17 protein-coding genes and 1 pseudogene are annotated in these 21120 nt (G+C 53.5%); 5 read left to right on the top strand and 13 right to left on the bottom strand.

The features are described 5' to 3' along the window. From EO763_RS04510 to EO763_RS04465, 10 genes and pseudogenes are all read right to left on the bottom strand, one after another. Nucleotides 1–2378 (bottom strand): annotated as a pseudogene (locus EO763_RS04510) (type VI secretion system Vgr family protein). Further along, the gene (gene tssH, locus EO763_RS04505) at nucleotides 2375–5029 is read right to left on the bottom strand and encodes a type VI secretion system ATPase TssH (RefSeq protein WP_161528225.1); all 2655 of its coding nucleotides are present in this window, start codon (nucleotides 5027–5029) and stop codon (nucleotides 2375–2377) included. Before tssH ends, EO763_RS04510 begins: the two are co-directional and overlap by 4 nt. Nucleotides 5030–5201: 172 nt before the next feature. Next, a complete protein-coding gene (gene hcp, locus EO763_RS04500) occupies nucleotides 5202–5693 on the bottom strand; it encodes a type VI secretion system effector Hcp (protein ID WP_103184900.1) in 492 nt (163 codons plus the stop codon). Between the two features lie 4 nt (nucleotides 5694–5697). Continuing rightward, nucleotides 5698–7410, bottom strand: a complete 1713-nt coding sequence (locus EO763_RS04495; RefSeq protein WP_161528224.1) for an OmpA family protein — start codon at nucleotides 7408–7410, stop codon at nucleotides 5698–5700. Beyond that, nucleotides 7407–8096 (bottom strand): type VI secretion system protein TssL, short form, encoded by a 690-nt coding sequence (gene tssL, locus EO763_RS04490; RefSeq protein WP_161528223.1) that lies wholly within the window; start codon nucleotides 8094–8096, stop codon nucleotides 7407–7409. The genes EO763_RS04495 and tssL overlap by 4 nt, the downstream gene beginning before the upstream one ends. After that, a complete protein-coding gene (gene tssK, locus EO763_RS04485; protein WP_161528222.1) occupies nucleotides 8093–9433 on the bottom strand; it encodes a type VI secretion system baseplate subunit TssK in 1341 nt (446 codons plus the stop codon). Before tssK ends, tssL begins: the two co-directional genes overlap by 4 nt. 17 nt (nucleotides 9434–9450) lie before the next feature. After that, nucleotides 9451–10998, bottom strand: a complete 1548-nt coding sequence (tssC, locus tag EO763_RS04480; protein WP_161528221.1) for a type VI secretion system contractile sheath large subunit — start codon at nucleotides 10996–10998, stop codon at nucleotides 9451–9453. Between the two features lie 32 nt (nucleotides 10999–11030). Beyond that, entirely contained in the window at nucleotides 11031–11528 is a 498-nt protein-coding gene (gene tssB / locus EO763_RS04475; RefSeq protein WP_161528220.1) for a type VI secretion system contractile sheath small subunit, read from the bottom strand. A 969-nt stretch (nucleotides 11529–12497) separates the two neighbouring features. Continuing rightward, nucleotides 12498–12977 carry a hypothetical protein gene (locus EO763_RS04470; RefSeq protein ID WP_161528219.1) on the bottom strand — a complete coding sequence of 160 codons (480 nt, stop codon included), beginning with the start codon at nucleotides 12975–12977 and terminating at the stop codon, nucleotides 12498–12500. 331 nt (nucleotides 12978–13308) lie between these two features. After that, complete coding sequence (locus EO763_RS04465) at nucleotides 13309–14265, bottom strand: AraC family transcriptional regulator (RefSeq protein WP_161528218.1); 957 nt, start codon at nucleotides 14263–14265, stop codon at nucleotides 13309–13311. Nucleotides 14266–14380: 115 nt separating this feature from the next. Here EO763_RS04465 and EO763_RS04460 point away from each other — a divergent pair, with 115 nt between their 5' ends. After that, nucleotides 14381–15568, top strand: coding sequence for an MFS transporter (locus tag EO763_RS04460; RefSeq protein WP_161528217.1), 1188 nt, complete (start codon nucleotides 14381–14383; stop codon nucleotides 15566–15568). 833 nt (nucleotides 15569–16401) lie between these two features. Here the strand turns inward: EO763_RS04460 and EO763_RS04455 are convergent. Next, nucleotides 16402–17439: a methyltransferase gene (locus EO763_RS04455; protein ID WP_161528216.1), complete on the bottom strand. Its 1038-nt coding sequence runs from the start codon at nucleotides 17437–17439 to the stop codon at nucleotides 16402–16404. A 180-nt stretch (nucleotides 17440–17619) separates the two neighbouring features. Continuing rightward, a complete protein-coding gene (locus EO763_RS04450; RefSeq protein WP_161528215.1) occupies nucleotides 17620–18147 on the bottom strand; it encodes an HPP family protein in 528 nt (175 codons plus the stop codon). A 143-nt stretch (nucleotides 18148–18290) separates the two neighbouring features. On the opposite strand from EO763_RS04450, the gene EO763_RS04445 reads away from it, so the two are divergent. The 4 genes from EO763_RS04445 (at nucleotide 18291) to cueP (ending at nucleotide 20080) form a co-directional block, all read left to right on the top strand. After that, entirely contained in the window at nucleotides 18291–18848 is a 558-nt protein-coding gene (locus EO763_RS04445) for a TetR/AcrR family transcriptional regulator (RefSeq protein WP_167521834.1), read from the top strand. A 66-nt stretch (nucleotides 18849–18914) separates the two neighbouring features. Beyond that, on the top strand, nucleotides 18915–19016 hold the full coding sequence (locus tag EO763_RS23885) for a VOC family protein (RefSeq protein ID WP_425281354.1): 102 nt from the start codon (nucleotides 18915–18917) through the stop codon (nucleotides 19014–19016). Nucleotides 19017–19067: 51 nt separating this feature from the next. After that, entirely contained in the window at nucleotides 19068–19316 is a 249-nt protein-coding gene (locus EO763_RS23530; protein WP_244322060.1) for a VOC family protein, read from the top strand. Nucleotides 19317–19528: 212 nt separating this feature from the next. Next, nucleotides 19529–20080, top strand: coding sequence for a copper-binding periplasmic metallochaperone CueP (gene cueP, locus EO763_RS04435; protein ID WP_208852002.1), 552 nt, complete (start codon nucleotides 19529–19531; stop codon nucleotides 20078–20080). A 105-nt stretch (nucleotides 20081–20185) separates the two neighbouring features. Here cueP and EO763_RS04430 read toward each other — a convergent pair whose 3' ends face one another. Further along, nucleotides 20186–21079, bottom strand: a complete 894-nt coding sequence (locus EO763_RS04430) for an ABC transporter six-transmembrane domain-containing protein (protein ID WP_161528213.1) — start codon at nucleotides 21077–21079, stop codon at nucleotides 20186–20188. Nucleotides 21080–21120: the final 41 nt, after the last annotated feature.

The raw sequence follows: 21120 nt of genomic DNA, 5'->3' as shown, positions 1-21120 counted from the left end.
TTACGCTTCCCTCGGCACAAAGCCCTGCGCCAGTTCCTGTGCACGCTTGAGACACTCTTTGCAGACAGAGGATGGCAGGTCAGGTAACGGAAAATCTTCGCTGGCCGGCCCCTGCAGGCTGTGTTGACCTTTCAGGCTCAACAAGGCGGGTCCGTGAATTTCAATTTCCCCTTGCGGAGTTAGCCGGATATATGCGCCACCGCAACCGATCGTGATGCCGTTTTTCGCCGTCAGTTGCAGATGCCCTTGAGTTGACTGCACCGTAATGTCTTTCAGTGCAGTGACAGATAGCATGTCAGCGTGAGACGCCACCTCCAGTGACCCTTTGGCAGAAACCAGACGCATTCCTTCCTGCTGAGCAAGCAAAGAAATTGCCTTGCTGGCATTGACCGAATATCGCTGCGCCGTCGTCGAGTTAATTTCCCCCAGACTCTGGAGGTACAACCCTTTACCACTGTGCAATAGCGTGGTTTCAGGTGTGACGACGGCGACCCCTTTCGGTGCGCTCATTAGCAAAGCCGCTTCTTTCAGTTCACTGGCTCCGTTAACAAACTCGCTCAGCGGATCCGTATCAGGGGAAAAATTGTGATGCGTCTGGGTGATGCTTCCCCATTCAGTTATCTGATTAACGGCACCTTTCAGAAGACTGATCGCTGGCTGCATCTCCAGCACATCCCCCTGCGCCTTTGCCTGCCCATCAGCACTGATAAATATCCCTTTCTGCGCCCGGATGGCTCCCCAGCTGTCGGTTCTGAGCTCAAAACCTTCACCGCGTTTTTTCTTCTCACTGTCCACCAGATGCCCGAGGTTCAGCTGACTCTTGCCGCCGTACTCGGTGGAGACCTTGATATGCTCCTGGTCACGACTGTCATCGAGGCGGATTTTGTTGTTCGCCGGCGTGCGCAGAACGTTACGTTTGTAGTTCCGGATGGTGACGTGGTCGCCATGTGCCGAGTCATGCAGCACGCCGGCGATGTACGGTCTGTCCGGGTTGCCGTCTTCAAAGCCAATCGCCACTTCGGTGCCCGCCAGCAGCGGCAGGTGCAGGCCGTAGGTATCGCCGGCATAGGGGCGTGACTGGCGCACCCACAGGCTCTCGAACCCGGTCTCCCAGTTATCACGGTCAAACAGCATGTTGACGCGATAGCGGCCGTCTTTATCAATATGCCCGTAGGTGTCATTTTCAGTGGTACTGGTGACGCGGGCCGGTAATGTACCGGCCATCACCGGGCGTGAGCCAGGCTCAGGACGGAAACCAAAATCCGTGCTGTCCGGAATACCGTCGAAGCTGACGCCAAAATCTTCATCACGCCGCGCATGGCTGTGCATCGCCGTGATGACCATGCCCTTGCTGAAGGTCTCCGCCACTTCGTACCCGCCGGTGACTTTCACTACCTGACCCGGAGAGAGGGTCGGGCAACTGGTGATGGCACGGGTCTGCGTCTGGCCATTCAGGTAGCGCTCATGACGAATGCGGGCATAAAACGCCCCGGACTCCGGTGCCGGATTGCGGTCATAGGTATTACCCGCTGTCAGGTAGTTATCCGCATAGTGATAGGCATCGCCGTAGGTGGTCGCATCCCCGCGGGTCGCATCGACCTGGGTGTTCATGTCTTCCGTCGCCTGGCGGTAGTTGTAGTCGCGGGCGCTGACCTGCTTCTGCACCACGTGATGATGGCTCTCCATGCCCCAGACCGCGTCCACTCCGTCCGAATGCTGGCCCGACGGCGGAATCGATGGCAGCATCAGGCCTTTTTCATACCCCTGCTGACCGTCGTAGAACGCCACGACGTCGATGTTCAGACGCGTATCCGTGGTAAAGCGGAACCAGATGCCGACTTCACCCAGCAGGCGGGTAATAAAGTGCAGGTCGTCTTCGCCGTACTGCATCACCTGCTCCCGGCGCGGGTATTCCTGCGACAGGGAGAACAGAAAATCCTGACCGCGCAGGTTGTGACGCTCGCGCAGGATTTTTTCCACAATCTGCGGCACCGACATGTCCTGATAAATCGCGTTCTGGTGCGACCGATTAAGCAGCGCCAGGCGGGGCTGGAGCGTCAGCGCGTAATGGGTTTCATCCTTTGAGGTGTTGAGACGTTCAAAACCGCTCACCACCCCTGAAGGGTTCGCACGGCCTGCTGCATTTTGATGCCGTATCCCAGGTCTTCCGGGGCCAGCAACGTCAGGGAGGCCGCTTTCATCAGCATCATCTCTTTGCTGATGGCATGGTCACCACTGGTGAATTCAATACGGTAACTGAACGGCGTGCTCAGGGCTTCATCGCCTTCAAACGCCAGTACATCGAGCTCGGCTGCACATCCCTTCACCGAAAGCCTGTGATGGTTGTGGCTGAATCTTATCGGGAGGCTGGTACTCATGCATTCACTCCTTGTATCCGGTCAAACTCCAGCCCGATACCCGCTTCCTCACTCCAGCTAAGGCATAGCGACTGTGGTTTCTGTTTCGCCGCCATATAAGTCAGCAACTGCTGACTCAGCACCGGCAGAATGTGTTGATTGAGCAGGCTGTCGACGTTGCGCGCCCCGGTATCCGGCAGCAGGCAGGCGGCGGTCAGCGCGTCATACAGGCTCTCTTCGATATGCGTGGTCAGGCCGTAGTGGCGACTCAGGCGCTTGCTGACCTGTGCGAGCTTCATTTCCACGATGGTGCGCATCGCCGCTTCGGCTAATGGCCGGTAAATCACAGTCTGGAAGCGGGCCAGCAGCGCCGGCTGGAAGTGGTCGCGCAATATCGGGCGCAGCCGTTCGTGCAGGTCTGCTTCGGTGGCGTCTGGCTGTTCATCCAGCAGTTGCATCAGGGGGTCGCTGCCGAGGTTGGAAGTCATCAGAATGACGGTATTACGGAAGTCGATTTCACGCCCTTCCCCGTCGCGCATAAAGCCGCGGTCGAAGACCTGGTAGAACAGGTTCATCACGTCGCGGTGCGCTTTCTCCACTTCATCCAGCAGCACCACGCTGTACGGGCGCTTGCGTACCGCTTCGGTGAGAATACCGCCCTGACCGTAGCCAACATAGCCCGGCGGTGAGCCTTTCAGTTGGGAAACGGTATGCGGCTCCTGATATTCAGACAGGTTGATGGTAATCAGCGATTTTTCACCACCGTACAGCACATCCGCCAGCGCCAGCGCGGTTTCGGTCTTGCCCACACCACTCGGGCCAACCAGCAGGAACACGCCCTGCGGGCCGTTCTCTGACGTCAGTCCGGTCTTCGCCGCGCGCAGGCGCTGGGCAATGGCCTCAAGGGAAACATCCTGGCCGACGACACGGCTGCCAATTTCATTTTCCAGCGTCAGCAGTTCGGTCTGCTCGTCTTTCATCAGGGAAGACAGCGGTACGCCGGTCCAGTCGGCAATCACGTTGGCAACCGTGCGGGTGTCCACATCCACCTGAACCAGCACATCGCCCTGCTGCGCCTGCTCCAGTTGCTGTTGCAGGTCAGCAATTTCAGCCTGCTGGCTGATGTCCTGACGGCTGGCCATCAGCTGCTGTGCCAGCGCCTTTTCATTGCTGAATCGGCCTTCCTGCTCCTGAATACGCGCGTCCAGTTCAGCCCGCTGCTGCTCAATCACACCCAGTCGGCCACCATGACGGTTGCTGCCGGCGGCGATATCTTCCAGCAGCGCCTGCTCTTCCAGCGCCAGTGCGGTCAGCTGTGCTTTCAGGCGCACAATTTGTTCAGGCACCGTATCGAGGCTCATACGCACCCGGGCGCTCGCGGTATCCAGCAGGTCAACGGCTTTGTCCGGCAACTGGCGGCCGGTCAGGTAACGGCGGGACAGGGTGACCGCGGCACGCACCGCATCGTCGGTGATGTGCACGCTGTGATGTTCGGCATAGCGGGATTTCAGGCCCCTGAGCATCAGACACGCCGTGTCATCGTCCGGCTCGTCCACCAACACCCGCTGGAAGCGGCGCTCCAGCGCGGCATCGCGTTCGAAGTACTGCTTGTATTCGGACCAGGTGGTCGCCGCGATGGTGCGCAGTTCGCCGCGGGCCAGCGCCGGTTTTAGCAGGTTCGCCGCGTCCGCGCCCCCTGACTGATTACCCGCGCCGATGATAGTGTGGGCTTCGTCGATAAACAGCAGAACCGGCACCGGCGACTGCTGCACCGCATCGATGACGTTTTTCAGGCGCTGTTCGAACTCGCCTTTCACGCCGGCGCCCGCCTGCAACAGGCCGAGGTCAAGGGTGCGCAGGATAACCGGTTTGAGGGATTCCGGTACATTGCCTTCGGCAATACGCAGCGCCAGGCCTTCGACCAGTGCCGTTTTGCCGACGCCCGGTTCACCGACCAGGATCGGGTTGTTCTTGCGCCGACGGGAGAGGATGTCCACCATCTGGCGGATTTCCGTATCACGGCCGAACACCGGATCAATCTTGCCCGCTTTGGCTTTGGCAGTGACGTCGAGGGTGAATTTATCCAGCGCGTTCTGTAACGCCGGGTTCAGTTCCCCCTCTTTCAGTTCTGCACCCGCAGGACGGCTCACAAACGCCACCTCACTGCCGTGATCCTGGCCCAGCCCGGCTTCCAGCTGTAGATCCGGCCGTTCGTCTGACTGCGTATCCAGCAGCGGGCGAAGACGTTCCAGTTGACTCTGCCCCAGCGTCAGCAGTGGCCACAGTCCGTCACAGCGAGCCAGCTTTGGCTTATCGACCAGCGCCATCAGCAGGTGCACACTGCGGATACGCTCCTCTCCGGCAAGCGAGGCCTGCATCCAGGCCTCCTGCATCAGGGTCTGAATGGCGTCAGACAGCTGCGGGCGGTGGCGTACCGAACGCGGTTGATTATCCAGCCAGCCGAGCAACGCCTGCCACAGCGCATCCATATCCCATTCGTAACGACGTGCCAGCACCGTCAGGTCACCTTCCCCTTGTTCGAGCAGCTTCAGCAGCCAGTGCTCCGGCAAAATTTCCGCATGGGCACGGGTCTGGCAGAGCGACGCCGCGCCGTCCATCGCACGGGCACAGTAAGGGTTCAGACGTCGCAACAGAATGGCTGGATTTTCCATGACTCTCTCTCTTTGTCGGTTCCTGGACACGCTACCGCCCATCGCTGTTTCCCGCGAAGGGGGACCAGAGCGCATACGGTCGGCTGGCAGTTTGTGGTTTTCTTTGCTGAAAGCCCGTTTCAGACAGGCTCTCAGCAAAAACTGCGGACAGGAAATCCCATCCGCATCGGGCTTACGCCGTGGCGCGTTCGTTCCACGAATCGGAATGAATGATGTTGCCGTCTTTGTAGGTCCAGGTGATTTTTTCGTAACGCAGTTCAATGCGCTCTAGGTGGTTATGCTTTTCGAAAGAAGGATCCTTGACGTCGTGCATCACCGGATTCACTTTCACCACTTTCACGTTTTCAAGTTTGGTGTTGAAGTACTCCACTTCCTGACCCGCGTCGTTGATTTTGTACCACTTGAATTCCGCAGACTTGAGGGTCTGACCGGTGGTCACGGCCTTGTACAGGTACGGGCTGGACGAGTCGATTTCCTTGGTGAACAGGAACGGGGTGTGGATACGGGTACCGGTCAGTTTGCCGGTGTTGTTGTCGGTCGGGATGTACAGGTTATGTTCCTGAGCGACCACTTCGATGCTGCCTTCACGCTCCTGAACGTCCACAGACCCTTTGATGTCCGCACCGCCGTCGTCTTTCAGCCAAAGATAAACAGGAATTGCCATGGAATTACTCTCCATTTAATTGTGATGCGCCATCACCCTGCGATGGCACCGGGTGTTTGCCGGGTATCTGACAGGCCATGGCCTGCGGTACCAGACTGATTTCGACACGGCGGTTGAGCGCACGCCCTTCCGGAGTGTCGTTGGTTGCGACAGGGCGGCTTTCGCCATAGCCCTGCACCGCAAAACAGCTTTCCGGCACGTCGCCGGTGTCACGCATCCAGTCGCGTACCGCTTCGGCACGTTTCTGGGACAGCGTCTGGTTCAGTTGCGGATTACCGGTGTTATCGGTATGCCCGGACACAACAATCAGCCAGCCCGGCTTTGCTTTGATGCCGACCAGTGAATTCACCAGCATTTTGGTGGAGCCCGCTTTCAGCACGGATTTACCGGAATCGAACAGCGACATGCTGTCGAGGCGGACAATTTTCGGTACCGGTTTGGGTTTCGGCTGCGGTTTAGGCGGCGGTGGCGGGGGCACATAGGAACGGATCGCATCCAGCACAAGCATTCGCAGACGCTCCCCCTGGTACAGACCGAGGCTCATCCGCGCCGGTACGCCATTGCGCGCCTGGTCATCCAGTTCTGCCGCATCGTCACGCAGGACGGCAACAGCGTCGGCTTTGGGTCCGAAATCATGCATCGGGATACGGTCATAGCGGGCAATATCGAAGCTCACACGCTGCTGCAACTGGCGATTGTTCCAGCCACTACTGAGCAGCGCAGCAATGGCCGCCAGCGTGAAAATCCCGAGCGCACAACGCCAGGTACGCCCATGCGGCGTCAGGCCTCGCCCTTCCGGCAGCTGCGGCAGGATAAAATCTGGGAATGGGGAAACAACCGTACTGTCCGTTCCCACCGGCTGCCAGCCCGCCACCTGCTGCATCGCAGTGTGACGAGAAAGCCACGCCGTCCAGGCCGATGTGGCCAGACTTCCGGCAAGGATCGGTCCCATTCCCCACAGCACCGCAACAGGTGCAATGACAGGAACATCGGGGTTCTCATCCATAAAGACAGCGTTGACGTGCTGATGGAACCAGCTCATCAGGCTGTTCATCAGCACCTGTTGCTGCATCGCAGGCGACCCACCGGTGGTGACCCATGCAGCAATTGAGCTCGGTGCTGAAGACTCACGCCAGCCCCTCCTCCCTTCCCCCAGGATAGCCGCCTGCCAGAGCATGTCATTCGTCATCGCGCAGCCAACCTGACCATTCAGAACCAGCGGCACAGAATGACCCGTTTCTTTACGCAGTTGGCTGATTTGCCAGCGCAGGGCCAGCAGACGACTGATCAGGGCTTCGTTGTCGGCGTGTTTCTGAGGGCAGACACTGACCATCACCGACAGCTGACGACCCCAGTCAGGTCTCAGCCACAGTACCTGGCGGGCTGCCTGCTCCAGATCCTGATGATCCTCCACGCGGATCCAGCAACCCTGTGTGACCGTAAGCACCGGTGACTGCTGCGGCCAGGCCAGCGGCAGATCGCCACAGACCAGCACCACAGGTTGACGGTAAGTGGCTTCTGGGAGGTCATCCAGACGCAGGGTGACGTCATGCTCCGCACGACGGCTGGCGACAGCCCAGAACGCCAGGATAAGCCCCAGAACGGTAAGCAGAACGAGCACAGAAACCAGTCGAGATACCGGCAGGAAACCCAAGCAGACCACTGCACTCAGCAGGGCCGCCCACAGCGCAAGCCCGCGCTGTTGTGCAGGACTCATTTCACGGCTCCCGGCAGCAGGGTCAGCAGCATCTGATCCAGCCAGTTACTCAGTCCCCACCAGAGCGCGGCAACTCCCACCACACTCAAGCCGATACGCACAGGCCATGACGCCAGCCAGCCGCCCATTCCCCGCCCGGTACGGCTTTCCGCCAGTACCGGGTGGGTTTGTGGATAGCTGAACGGCGTGACATGTTCACTGAGTGCGTTGACGAGTTTCTGGCGCTCCGGGTCGTTCAGAGAGCGGAAACTACCGAGGAATCCCAGCATCATGACCCGCTGGAAGCAGGTCACGACAGCGTGGTCAGGAGCCGATTCACGCAGCACGTCGCGCATCCGATCGCACAGCGTATCACCGGCATCCATGGTGCCCAGGAAGTGCCCCTGCAGGGGAATGTCATACCACTGCACACAGGCGTCATCCTCCACACCGCGACCTTTGACCGCCTCATCGAGCAGCGCACACTGTGCCGTGAGAATATGCTGACAGCTGACTTCATCGAGTTCGCTCGCTTTCAGCTCACGCTGCACACGTTCGACATCAGCAATGCAGCGCTCCCACAAGGTGCGCCCTTCTCCATCCTGAAACTTCGGACCATGGCGCAGGCTGATCACCTGCAGCCAGGTGTCCTGCAGCAGGGCATCAATATCAATGGACGCGGCCGCGCCGCGTTTACGCTCATTCATGTTCTCAGTACCGCAAAGAGTTCAAGTTCAGGCTCGCCGAGCATTCCCGGAACGTAAAACATACAGGTGCCGCTCTGGAGCATTTCGGTGGCCAGAGGATGAGAGACATCGAGGCTGAAATACTGGTTTTCCAGACGCAGTGGAATGGCTGCCGGCACATGACGCAGTGGCGTCAGAGGGACGCCCACCCGTGATGAATTGACGATACTCCTGACATGATCGGGACTGCCGACCTTGCACTGGCGCGGGAACTGTTCCTGCAACTGTGCCACTGGCATCGGCGAACGCACGGAAAGGTAGTAATCAGCCCCTTCGCGCAGGCGTGGGTCATGCAGACGGGCCTGCCAGAAGTGAAGGCGGGCATCATGCTCAAGCTCAATCGCCACCACCCGCGACGGCAGGCTGGCTTCCAGCAGGTCGCCCAATAAATCAAACAGCGGCGGGAAGACGTTATTCAGTTGCTCATGCTGCCAGACCGGAATAGCACTGACCTGATGTTCCAGCGAGAAGGTCAGCAGGCTACCCGCAAGCCTTGCCAGCTCAGGATACAGACGCTCAGGCGGACTTTGCGGGTGGCGCTGAAACTGTCCCAGCACTGGCTCAGCACTGTTCAGGGCATTGAGCAGCCAGAACAGCGACACATCAGCCACGGCAAAATCGGCCATGCGCTCATTACTTTCACGACGCATATCCATCAGGCGAATCAGACGGGCACGCAGTTGCGTCATCAACTGTTCCAACTGGGTCACCAGCCAGCGGCTGCCCTGCAGAGTCAGCAGTGGCGGAAGATAGGTTTCATCGAGTGCCCAGCTTCCCTGCGAATCCTGCCGCAGACGGGCAATCGGACAGGTCAGGTAATCACTGTTGTTCTGATGGGCGAAACGCAGCGTCAGCTCTGGCTGCATCACTGCAATCTGACGGATATCTTCCCCAAAGGTGTTGCGGACATCCCGCCAGCGCTGGCGATAGCGAACAGGGCGCTCGGCCACCTCATCGGGTTTAAGGCAGTTGCCGCCATTCGCCCTCAGCAGTGGAAGCGCCAGAACCACCACCACGTCCTGTGATTCCCCCTCAAGCGCCAACACCGGCGGCAGATCGTCGGCATTATCCGTGTCGATAAGCGTCCCGTCGGGGAAACGAATGTGCAGATGACAGGCCTGAAGACGGCCCAGTTTCAGTGCATCCGGTTCGAAAGTGGCATCAATCATCCCCCAGGGATGGGAGAGACCCAGTCGGGCGATGCATTCCGCAGACCAGGACGCATACGCGGCCTGTTGCTGGAAGTGCTGGGGAGAGACCATCTGGCCCCTGCCCCATAACGGTTGTTCCGTTTTCATTGGCTTCCTGCCTTTGCTTATGATTTCGCTTTCGGCATCTGAGATACCAGCGACAGATTGACGTCCATCCCTTCCACCTGGAAGTGCGGGATGGCGAACAGTCGGACACGGAAGAAGCCCGGATTGTCTTCGATGTCTTCCACAATCACTTTCGCATCGCGCAGCGGGTGAGAAGCCTGCAACTCATCGCCCGGATCGGTCATTTCCGTCACCAGACTGCGAACCCAGGTGTTCAGCTCAAGTTCCAGCAGACGGCGGTCTTTGGTCGTCCCGATATTTTCACGCTGGATCAGCTTCAGGTAGTGAGCAATACGCGACAGCAGGAAGATGTACGGCAGACGCGCATTGATACGGCTGTTTGCCGTTGCATCGGCGGTATCGTAAAGTGCTGGCTTTTGGGTGGAGTTGGCGCTAAAGAAACAGGAATAATCTCTGTTCTTATAGTAACTTAGGGGAATAAAGCCCAAATTGGCGAATTCAAACTCTCGGGTTTCCGGGATCATCACCTCAGACGGGATCTTCACCTGATTGCCCGTACCGAGGTCATACAGATGGATAGGCAGATCCTGAACGGCACCACCGGCCTGTGGGCCACGGATTTGTACGCACCAGCCGTTGTTGATGAAGCTGCGCACCATGTTAGACGCAAAGGCAAACGAGGCGTTGGTCCACAGGTATTTGTCGTGATCCGGGCCTTTCACTTCTTCGACGTAGTTGAAGCTACGTACAGGTGCGGTGTCCGGACCATACGGCAGGCGGCCCAGTACACGCGGCATCACCAGACCGATATAGCGGGAATCGTCTGTTTCACGGAACGACTTCCATTTGATATACTCGGCGCGGTCAAAGTAGTTACCAATGTCCTTGATGGCCGCCACATCCTCCATTGAGTCCTTGAGGAAAAATTTCGGGCCGGCTGAGCCGATAAACGGCATGTGCGCTGCGGCAGACACTTTAGATATGTTGCGCAGAAGCGCGACATCCTGCGCGGAAGCATCAAATTCGTAGGCAGAAACCAGCGCGGCGATCGGCTCTCCACCCGGTGTATCATACTCATCAACATATGTATGTTTATACAGCCCGCTCTGGATGATTTCCGGGCAGTCTTCGAAGTCCTGACGCAGGTCTGCTTTGGACATATCCAGCAGTTCAACCTTCACGTTCTGGCGGAAATCAGTTTTGTCGACAAGAGATTTCACCCCGCGCCACAGACTTTCTACCGCCTGAAAGTCCTCATGGTGCATGACTGCATCAAGCTGACGACTAATCTGGTAGTCCAGCTCAGCGATATGATGGTCAATCAGGTTTTTGTCGAGCTTCTCAACTTTTGAGCCCGATTTTGTCAGGCACTCCAGGAAAACCTGCATCCCAGCCGTTAAACGTTCATCCGCAGTCGCATCCGACATCGCCTGCGCATCCTGCCAGATGTCCAGCGCACTCAGCTCGGACACCGGGTTCAGATTGATTTTTTCAAACAGGGACGCATAAACCCCACCAACAGCAGGACGTTCAAGCACCACACTCTCGCCACCAGCGGCATTCTCATTTTTTACAGACATCAGCATTTCCTTCATTAATCCGTTAAGTATCGCGACCGTTATGGCTGTTTCGGCGCCAGGGCAGACAACTCACTGCGCAGTTCAGCGCTAAGCGTTGGGTCGAGCAGGATTTTCTCCAGCGCTTTGCGGAAGGTTGCGTTGTCCAGCAGGTTTGCTTTTAAGTCGCGGAGCAGGCTGCGCATGGCAAGCATGGCTTTGAGTTGCGGGATTTGACGGGCAATCTGTTCAGGTTCGAAGTCTTTCATGTTCTGGAATGTCAGACTGATGTTGTCTTCGCTACCGTCACCGGCCAGGGTATTTGCTACAGAAAGGTTTATTGAGGGGGAAAATTCGGATAACACGTTGTCAAAGTTGTTTTTATTCAGATTAACTTTTTTGCGCTCAGATAGTGGGGCAGATCCCTGTCCATTACTGAAGTCGCCCGCCACAAGTAATTTCAGGGGAAGTTCAGTTTTCTTGCTTACGCCCCCCGTATGCAGATCAAGTTTTAGATTAATACGTGCCTTTGGCACTTCATTCTGGAAACTATCAGCCATTTAACCACCCCTTTCTGTGTCTACAATGCCATTGTTTAGCGGTTGATTTTACGGTTCTACATGCAGTGGTGTATCGATACAGATAGTTAGCCAGGTAATTATCCACCACTAAAATAGTTACGGTTTTGAACTGTGCACGACAGTAAAGTAAAAGTGGATGGATAATCAATTTTGAAGATAAACGTAGGGTTAACGACACCGTATTTTTCGCACGACTGTGGTGTGTTTGTGACCGTCATAGCAATATTTTCCCCAAGGGCTAGTGCGCCTTAAAAGAGAATGTTTAGTGCGACAGTGAAACGCTAAGATTATGCCTACAAGCCATCAACAATAATGAATATTCAGGGCCTGCAATTACCTTCCGTCGCGTGTCACGCAGAGGTTTCTGCGCTAGCAACAAGGGGTATCGACGATGTGGTGTCATTTCCGGCTGGAGAACACCGCCATGACGTGTGGCAAAAAATCGAGAAGCCGCAAACCGAGGTTTGTGGTCGACAGCAGCCTGGAGCCGTTGCCTGAGCGGTGCCCTGACGGTATTTCAGGACTTACATCTATTTTCTGTTCTTGTGTTGCTGTTACGATTATCACACGCGGAAAACGGGGCTGATGTGTGGAAAAGCGTTTGTCAGCAGAGAAGAGGCGCTGAACGCGATATTCGATTATATACCCGTCATACTTCAAGTTGCATGTGCGTTGGCTGCGCTACTCGGCACACTTACGTGGACCTCGCCCCGTTGGGGCCGCTGCAAGCAGCGTTCAAACCTGCCTCTGGCAGATTTGTCAGTCACCCGAATCACTTACCTGAGTAAGCTCATCGGGATTCCTTCGTTTGCCGCCTTCCTGAAACTCGAATTATTTAGGGTATATATAGCCATAAGATTGATGACATCGAAAAAAATATTCAGATTTTTAACCCCGATAAAAAATGACGCATCATTACGTTACGATAATTACAATGATGAGATGCAATTAACTCAGTAACGTTACCCAGCCACTGGGGATATCAGTAAAAAACGTGGCTTCCTGTGTGGCAGTCCGTGTGCCAACAATAACGTACTGACTGAGCGCCGGGTTAACGTTGGTTAAAATGTAGTACGGCTTGCGCCCGAACATATTCCCTTGATCTGGCTGCTGTACGCCCACGCTACCATCGAGGTTGAATTCAAAATACAGGGCATTCTGCGGTGCAGTGATTTGATACTTATACGTCCCGTAGGATGCGCCATCCAGGACACAAGAGGTGGAAACAGAGTCACCTTTTGAGTTACTGATAATATAAGCACCAATATCCGCAAGGCTTTTGAAATTGTTATCTTTAATAATTTTCTGAATATACGCTATTGCCTGGAGTGGTGTTCTCCCTCGGCACGACTCTATTTGTGGCTGGAACCCGGTTTTCTGAATGTCCCCAATGGTCCGATTATCTCCGCGATAATAAATAGATGGCATATCTTTATCTCCTCATTAAAATGATATTCATCAGACATACATTGTTGCTATGAACATTTTTAAAAATAACAGCAGAGATAAAAAAAGAAATTCGTCTTTTGGCGTAGGCTATTTATCTTGATGGGTTATTGTTGGCGGGGGAAGTATCTGGATTATCCGTGATGATTTAAACGGCAAAAGCATAACGACACCATCAGCCGTTATGCTCTTCATTCTGTATTATGTCGGCAGAGCGCTAAAAAATGAATGGGCTGGTTTACCGGGATGCTCACATACCAGCGCCAACAACGATCGATACGATGGCCACGTTAGCTGCAAATATCAATCCCCATCAAACCTCCTCAGAAACCTGACTGATTTCCCGCAGCGCTCCCGGTGCGTGGCCCACGATGCGTTTAAATGCCCGGCTGAACGCTGCCAGCGATCCGTAACCCAGACGCAGCGCCACCGTTTCAATCGTCTGATGCTCATGACGGATGTACTGGACAGCCAGACGCATGCGCAATTCGCTGAGGTATTTCGCGGGTGTCGTACCGGTTGCGGAGAGAAAGCGTTCGGCAAACACGGAACGGGAAGTGCCCGCCTCTTTTGCCAATTCCGCGACGCTCCAGTTTACGCCCGGCTGCTGATGCATCGCGTAAATCGCCCGGCTCAGTCGCGGGTCGCGCAGTACTTGCACCCAGCCCGTCGCCTTACCGCAGCCGGCTTCAACCCATCCGCGTACGATGAGCGCCGCGACGACATCGGCCAGCCGCGCCAGAATGCCGGCAAAGCCCACCTGACGCGTCATCGACTCACGTTCCATGGCCGCAAGAATTGGATGGATTTCCGGCCAGGTCGACATCAGGCGGCTCACCATCATGACTTCCGGCATCGCTTTGATCAGCGGCTGCATTCCGCCCAGCTCAAAATCCATGCATCCGCTGAAAATCACCGTGTTTTCGGTATCGGGGCACGGTTCACAGCCGATCGCACACACCGAATTGCAAATCGCTTCGCTTGGAAATGCCAACACCGGCGTGACGTCAGCCTTTTCATCAGAGAGCAGCGCATGCGAATTCCCGTTGGGGATAAACAGTGCGTCCCCGCTTTTTAGCACAAACGTCGCGCCACTCTCCATGCGTAGCAGCGCCGTGCCCTGGCTGACAAAATGAAACTGCGCCTTGCCGGGCACATAGTCGAACGCCACACCAAAGGGGGCATAGGTTTCAATTCGGCTATATTTCACCCCGGAAAGACGCATCCCACGCAGAAGCTCGCTGATCAAATCGGGTGACTGAACGGTCATGATGGCAACTCCGGACGAATAATCAATAAGTGAAGATTATATGTCATAGATCGTCCACGAGGAACACTCTATGCTTTGTGACGGTTGTCACATTTTTCTAACGGGAGAGCAACAGATGAATTCATGTATCGCGGCGAGTGAGGCCATCGCGCCCACAAAACCCGCCTGGCGAGCCGTCTATTCACTGGGACTGGGGGTGTTTGGCCTGATTACGGCTGAGTTTTTACCAGCCAGTTTATTAACGCCGATGGCGGCCAGTTTAGGCATCACTGAGGGAATGGCGGGTCAGGCGGTGACCGCGACGGCGCTGGTCGCGCTGGTGACCGGTTTGCTCATCACATCGGCAACCAAAAGCATCGACCGCCGTTGGGTGTTAATGTTTTTCTCGGTGCTGCAAATCATCTCCAGCCTGCTGGTGGCGTTTGCCCCCAATCTGCATGTGTTGCTATTCGGACGTTTACTGCTAGGCGTTGCCATTGGTGGGTTCTGGGCCATGTCCACCGCCACAGCAATGCGCCTTGTGCCTAAGGATAAAGTGCCTAAAGCGCTGGCAGTGATCTTCTCCAGCGTCTCGATTGCCACCGTCGTTGCCGCGCCGCTTGGCAGCTATTTGGGGAGTTTGATTGGCTGGCGAAACGTCTTTATCCTCTGCATTCTGCCGAGCATTCTGGCGCTGTTGTGGCAGCTCTGGGTATTGCCATCAATGAAGCCAGAAAGCAGCGGTAGCCTGGGAACACTGCTTCGCGTGCTGCGTCGTCCGGGCATGATCGGCGGGTTGTTGGCAACCGTGCTGATTTTTAGCGGACATTTCGCCTTCTTTACCTACCTGCGCCCGTTCCTGGAAACCGTCGGGCAGGCAAGCGTCGAAAGTATTTCTCTGATTTTACTCGGCTTTGGCCTCGCCAATTTTGTTGGTACCTCGATTGCTGGTTATCTACTGGCGCGAAACTTACGCCTGACGCTGGCACTGGTGCCTTTTATCATGGGCATTCTGGCGCTCACCATGGTGGCCTTCGGACATCTGGCAATACTGGATGGTCTGCTGGTGGCGATGTGGGGGTTTGCGTTTGGTCTGGTTCCCGTAGGTTGGTCAACCTGGCTTGCGACAACCGTACCGGACGAAGCCGAAAGCGCGGGGGGATTACTGGTGGCCTCGATCCAGTTTGCCATCGGGGCAGGCGCAGCGGGTGGCGGGGTAATATTTGACCTCAATGGGGCCAGCGGTGTGTTTGCTGGCAGCGGATTATTGCTGGTATCGGCAATGGTGATTGTTTTTGCGGGTGTGCGAGTTCGCACGCAATAAAACGGCATTCCACACCCTAGCGCGGGTGTGGCATCCAGCATGGGGAATCGAACGTTCCCCCGCTCGGCTATAAATCTTTCAGCAGCGGCTGATACTGACGAATCAGTGCATTAGCGACCGAATACAAGTTGCAAAAACACCTGAAATAACAGCTTGATGCTGCAACGGTTCAAAATGATAAAAGCCCTGACTATGTTAGCCAGGGCTTTTAAGGTACTGCAGATTTAAGATTTAACATTCATTGACTTAATACATTTTACTACTATTGATACAGCTTCAAATGTACACGTTTATAACAGATAATATTGGGCACTAAAATTAGCTAAACCTCCCCTATACTTACTGATTTAAACACTCTGCCAACCTTATCACCATTCAAAAACATGGCAGGTTAACAAGTACATCCCCCATCGCGATATTAATTCTTTGATGCGTGGCCTTACTTCCGTTGCGATATTTTACGACTAACTTAATCAACCTCTAATCGCAAACAATAAAACAAAATCATGGCCTTACATCATCGCGCTTTCGCCCCACTTTTGCGATTGTCGATACTGACTACGTGGCCTTAATGCATCATCGAGTGAGAGTATGAACTTTTCTCAACATCGATTACCCATACAAAAATATTTCGTGACCTGTATCGCAAAATAATCATTAAAAACATATTTGATGTCTTTAACATCACAGCAGACTTAAACTTCATCGCTGTTAGCAACTAATCTACGGGTTTTAAAAACAGTGTCAATACTGTTTTTAATAACATGTCTTTAATAACAGTAGTCATCAGAAAACCATGAGGAAAACGTAGAAAAATAGAGCATTTTCAATAATCAACTCTGTGACACAGAGTTTAATTTAATTTCAACGACCGTATGACCAGTAGTTATTTTCTTTTTGCCAACGATGATTAATCCACTTAACGTCAGAATATCTTCCAAATCTTTCAACGTTCTGTATCGCGTACCATCCTGGCAGATAACGGATTGAAAAAGCGCATTCATTAATAATCTTGGTGAGGTTTCTTCATGCTCTAGCAGAGGTTCGATGATTAATAGCATCGAATTCCCAATTGATTGCGCGATGGCTTTTAATATCTTCAGGCAGAAATCGTCGTTCCAGTTATGCAATATGTTTTTAAGCAGATAGACATCATAACCAGAAGGAATTGCCTCAAAGAAACTGCCGGGAGTGAAAATCATTCTTTCTTTCAATTCAGGATAGTACTGTGCGACACGCTTTTCACTTCGATTGCAGACGCCGGTCATGTCGAAAAGACAGCCGGTTAGATGATGATACTGCTTTATAAGCTCAGTAAGAATAACACCGCTACCCCCACCAATATCAACAACGCTACCGACCTTTTTAAAAAGAGCCTCATATTCTTTCGCCAGTACATTCCCCACCGGGCGAGATAAATCCCGCATGGCAAGATCGTAAATTTCTGCTCGTGATGCGGAGTGCGCCAGATGCTCATATAATGTCAGCCCAAATATCTGTTTAAATCCCGACTCCCCCGTACGACTCGTATGCAATAGCCCATCAAATCCCTGATAGTATTCATTGCCGAACAACATACAGAAATGCCTCATTGAGCTTAGGTGATCCGACATCAGCAACGCAGAACGTGCGTTATTCTTAATAATACTGGCATCTTGCACTTCAAAAAAACCAAATATCTCAAGCACCTTGATAATATCAAAAATGTTTTTTTCACTCGTCTGACATTCCTTTGCCAATTCAGCGATAGTTGCCCCCTGCTCCCCAATTTTATCTGCTACCCCTATTTCCGCTGCGACGCATAATGCTTTTGCAGCCAAAGGCATCATCATGATTTCTGAAATACTTCTAATATGCTCAGCGGAATTCATATTTCTCCCTTTATTCTCTGATTTCATAGCAAGGATGGAATTTACGATCTAGCTCGTCATTTATAGCGATATGCAAAGTATGCTGAAATGAGGCTAAAAACATATCATCCGTTTGGCCGAACGGTAATCAGCCATCGACCATCCGGCTAGAAGAAATAAGGGATTAAAGCCACCTCAGGGCTAGCGCTTACGCTGTCCTATACCGTGCCAATACGCAGGCCAGTTGCTTTCCTCGGCATAGTTATTGATCACAGCGGCGATCGCCACCAGCACAATGCTCCCCAATAAAACGGGCGTGACTAAAAACTCAAACCCCACGGCGCTTTTCCCTGCCAGAATGATAACCAACGGGTTGGCACCAGCCGGTGGGTGAACCGCGCGAAAATATTGCATCAGCATTGTTGCTACGCCAACAGCCAATGACAACACAACGAGAGTGTCGCCGAATCCATATAAAGCAATCAGCCCCACAGCAGACGTAATGAAATGTCCCCCAATAACGTTCCTTGGCTGTGCGAATGGCGACGCTGACGCAGCAAATAAAATGACGCAAGTTGCCCCGAAGGGTGCCATCAACCAAGGTACACCGCTGGACTGCCCCACATAGCTTAGGATCAGAATCCCTATACTCCCACCAACTAACCCTTTCATTAATTGGATAAATGTTGGTTTTGGTGGCAAAGCACCGCCCCCTCTGAGTCTCTTCATGGCCCATCCTCTGATAAAAACATGCGTGTTATGAAATTGCTGTGCTACATTGAGTGTACAGATCTGTACACGTGCAGTTGGAGAGTACAGATCTGTACACATAAAAACAACCTATCATTGGTGAAAAAACGATGAAAGAGAGCATGGGTAAGAGAGAGCACATTTTAGATATCGCCGAAGCGCTATTTAACGAATTTGGCTATACCGCCGTTGGCGTTGATTTAATTCGGGATAAGGCGGGAGTCTCCAAAACATCCATGTATCGCCATTTCGGCTCAAAGAATAAGCTGATTGAAGCCGTGCTAGCTCGCCGACATACGCACTTTGAGGAAGGGTTAGCCAGCGCGGTATCTGGCGCTAACGATGCGGAAAGTCGTCTGGATGCCGTGATGGACTGGCATTTTTCCTGGTTCCGAACCGTGAACTTTAAGGGGTGTATGTTCATGCATGCGCTGGCTGAGTTTAAAGGGCAAGATGAAGCTATTACGGCTCTGGCTCTGCGTCATAAAACTTGGATCAAGTCACTCTTGCTATCGATATTCACTGCCGAAGAACCAGAAAAAGAAGACAAAATCGAAGCTATCATGACTTTTATCGAAGGGATGATCGTGAGAGCAGAATTTATTGGCCTAACCAGCGGCGAAGATGTTTATCGCCAGCACGCCAGACGGTTAGCCTTTCCCCATCCTTCTCAGCAATAACTCGGTGCCTATCGCACATCAGTAAAGCAGTCCCTATTGGCTTTATCTCTCATTGAGGAAGTAACCATGAACTCACCACTCACACAAGGCGTTCACCATATTGGTCTGACGGTATCAGCATTGGAAGAAAGCGCGCACTTTTTTACCACGCTTCTGGGATGGAAATAGGTAAAACGAAAAGAGGATTATCCCGCTATTTTTGTCAGCGATGGAACGGTAATGCTCACTCTTTGGCAGGCACAAACCACCGAGCCGGTTCAGTTCGATCGAAAAAGTCATGTCGGCTTGCATCATCTTGCCATTAAGGTTGATAGCAAAGCGACGCTGTTTGAGATCGCTGAGAAATTATCAGCGCATAACATCAACATTGAATTCGCACCCGCTTTGATTAGTGGCGGCCCAGCAATGCATATGATGTGCTATGAGCCAAGCGGGATCCGTATCGAGTTTTACTGGTCGGGTCAGTAAATGAGGCGTAAAAACCTGCCTCATGACCCACATCAATAATGGCGCTGATATCACCGCCTTCACTCTGATTTAAAATTGACCAAAATCAATAAAAAATAAGTAAATACATTAATTTACCTTTCTATACCCCCCACCTTTTGACCTTCCCGTAGGGGGAAGGTGTAACGTCATAAGTTGTGATTCCAAGCTAATGACTCTATTGAGGGGAAATGATGATGAAGATAAAGATGATGGCGGCACTGCTCGCGCTGACGTTGAGCGGGCCGGGTTTCGCCGCGGCGACTGACGCCAACGCGTTTCTGGCTAAACAAGGGCTGGCGGGGAAAAGCGTCGAGCAGATCGTCGATACGATCGATCAATCGCCGCAGGCAAGACCGTTGCCCTACAGCGCGTCGATTACCAGCAAAGAACTGAAATTATCCGATGGGCAGCAGCAGTATAGCTATCCGCTGGGAAATAAATTCTATCTCTCATTTGCCCCTTATATTCAGCAAACCCATCCCTGCTTTAACCACAGTTTATCTGGGTGTCAGGGTGAGCTAGCGAATACGGCGTTTGATGTAAAAATCACGGATAAAGCCGGTAATGTTATCGTGCAGAAAACCCTAAACAGTCATCAGAACGGTTTTGTTGGCGTATGGTTACCGCGCAATATGGAAGGAACGATTAATGTCACCTATCAGGGACGCGTGGCAAGCTCACCGTTTGCGACCTATGACGACAGTCAGACCTGCATGACGACACTGCCATTGAAAGAGGCGTAGCAGAAAGAAGCCGCGAACACGGATTCAGAGACCCAGCTATATCGCTGGGTTTCTTATTTAACGGGGGAAAGGCGCATTATCCCCTCGTCCGCAAACGCGACTCACTCATACCGCGCCCGTATCTACACGCTTACCAATATCTTTGAGCTGCGAGTATTTTTCTAACAGGCCGGGCGCGTCGTCCAGACTCATGGCAAACATCCACATGTAGGTCATCACCGAATAGATATGCCCCGCATTGGTTCCGCCATTAAGCGTCATATGCAGGATCGTCAGTGAAAACAGGACGGCAGCCGCGGCGCCGATAGCCAAATAGCCCAGCGCCTCACGATCCGACAGACGAATACGCAGACCAGCCAACACATGATAATGCTTGGTCAATGAAGCCGCCGTCGCGCTGCTGACAAAACCAACCTCTTTTTCCAGACGGTTATTTAATTTACCGAACAGTACTTCGTTCTTGCGGGTGTAGCTTGGCAGGAACAACGTAAAAAACAGCAGAATGACGATGCAGGCCACGCCCGCCCAGAACTCAATCACCAGCAACATCACCGCCGCACCGATGATAGACGCCAGCGACGTGATCAGCACCGGAAGGTGGATTTCAAAAAAATCCACGAACTCCCGTGAGAGCGCCACGCGGGCCGCAATAGTTGAGTGGTTATGGTTTTCTTTTCTCTGCGCCAGAATCACCGGCACGGCCAGCGCAGCATAAATACGGGCGAACGTGCGAGTATCCACGCTGCGCCGTGCCGCGCCAATCACCCACATAATAAACACCATCAGCGCATACAGCACCGCGTGCCAGGGCTGAGCATTCAGAATCGCGTTAATGGCGAAGCCCGCCATCAGGGGATAAAGCAGATAAGTCACATTCTCCGCCACGACTAACAGCAGAGTGAGAATTAGTTTTTTGCCATGCAGCTTTCCGAGTTTTTTAAGGGTGACAGCGGCACTATGCGAAACCTTGACCGGTTCGCTGATATTATGGGTTTGCATGAGAATCATATTTAACAGAGTTATACTTGAGCGGTTGCTCA

This window comes from Pectobacterium odoriferum (assembly GCF_009931295.1).
Classification (GTDB): domain Bacteria; phylum Pseudomonadota; class Gammaproteobacteria; order Enterobacterales; family Enterobacteriaceae; genus Pectobacterium; species Pectobacterium odoriferum.
Note: the sequence above shows the minus strand (reverse complement) of the source record. Positions and strands in the feature narration are given on the sequence as shown.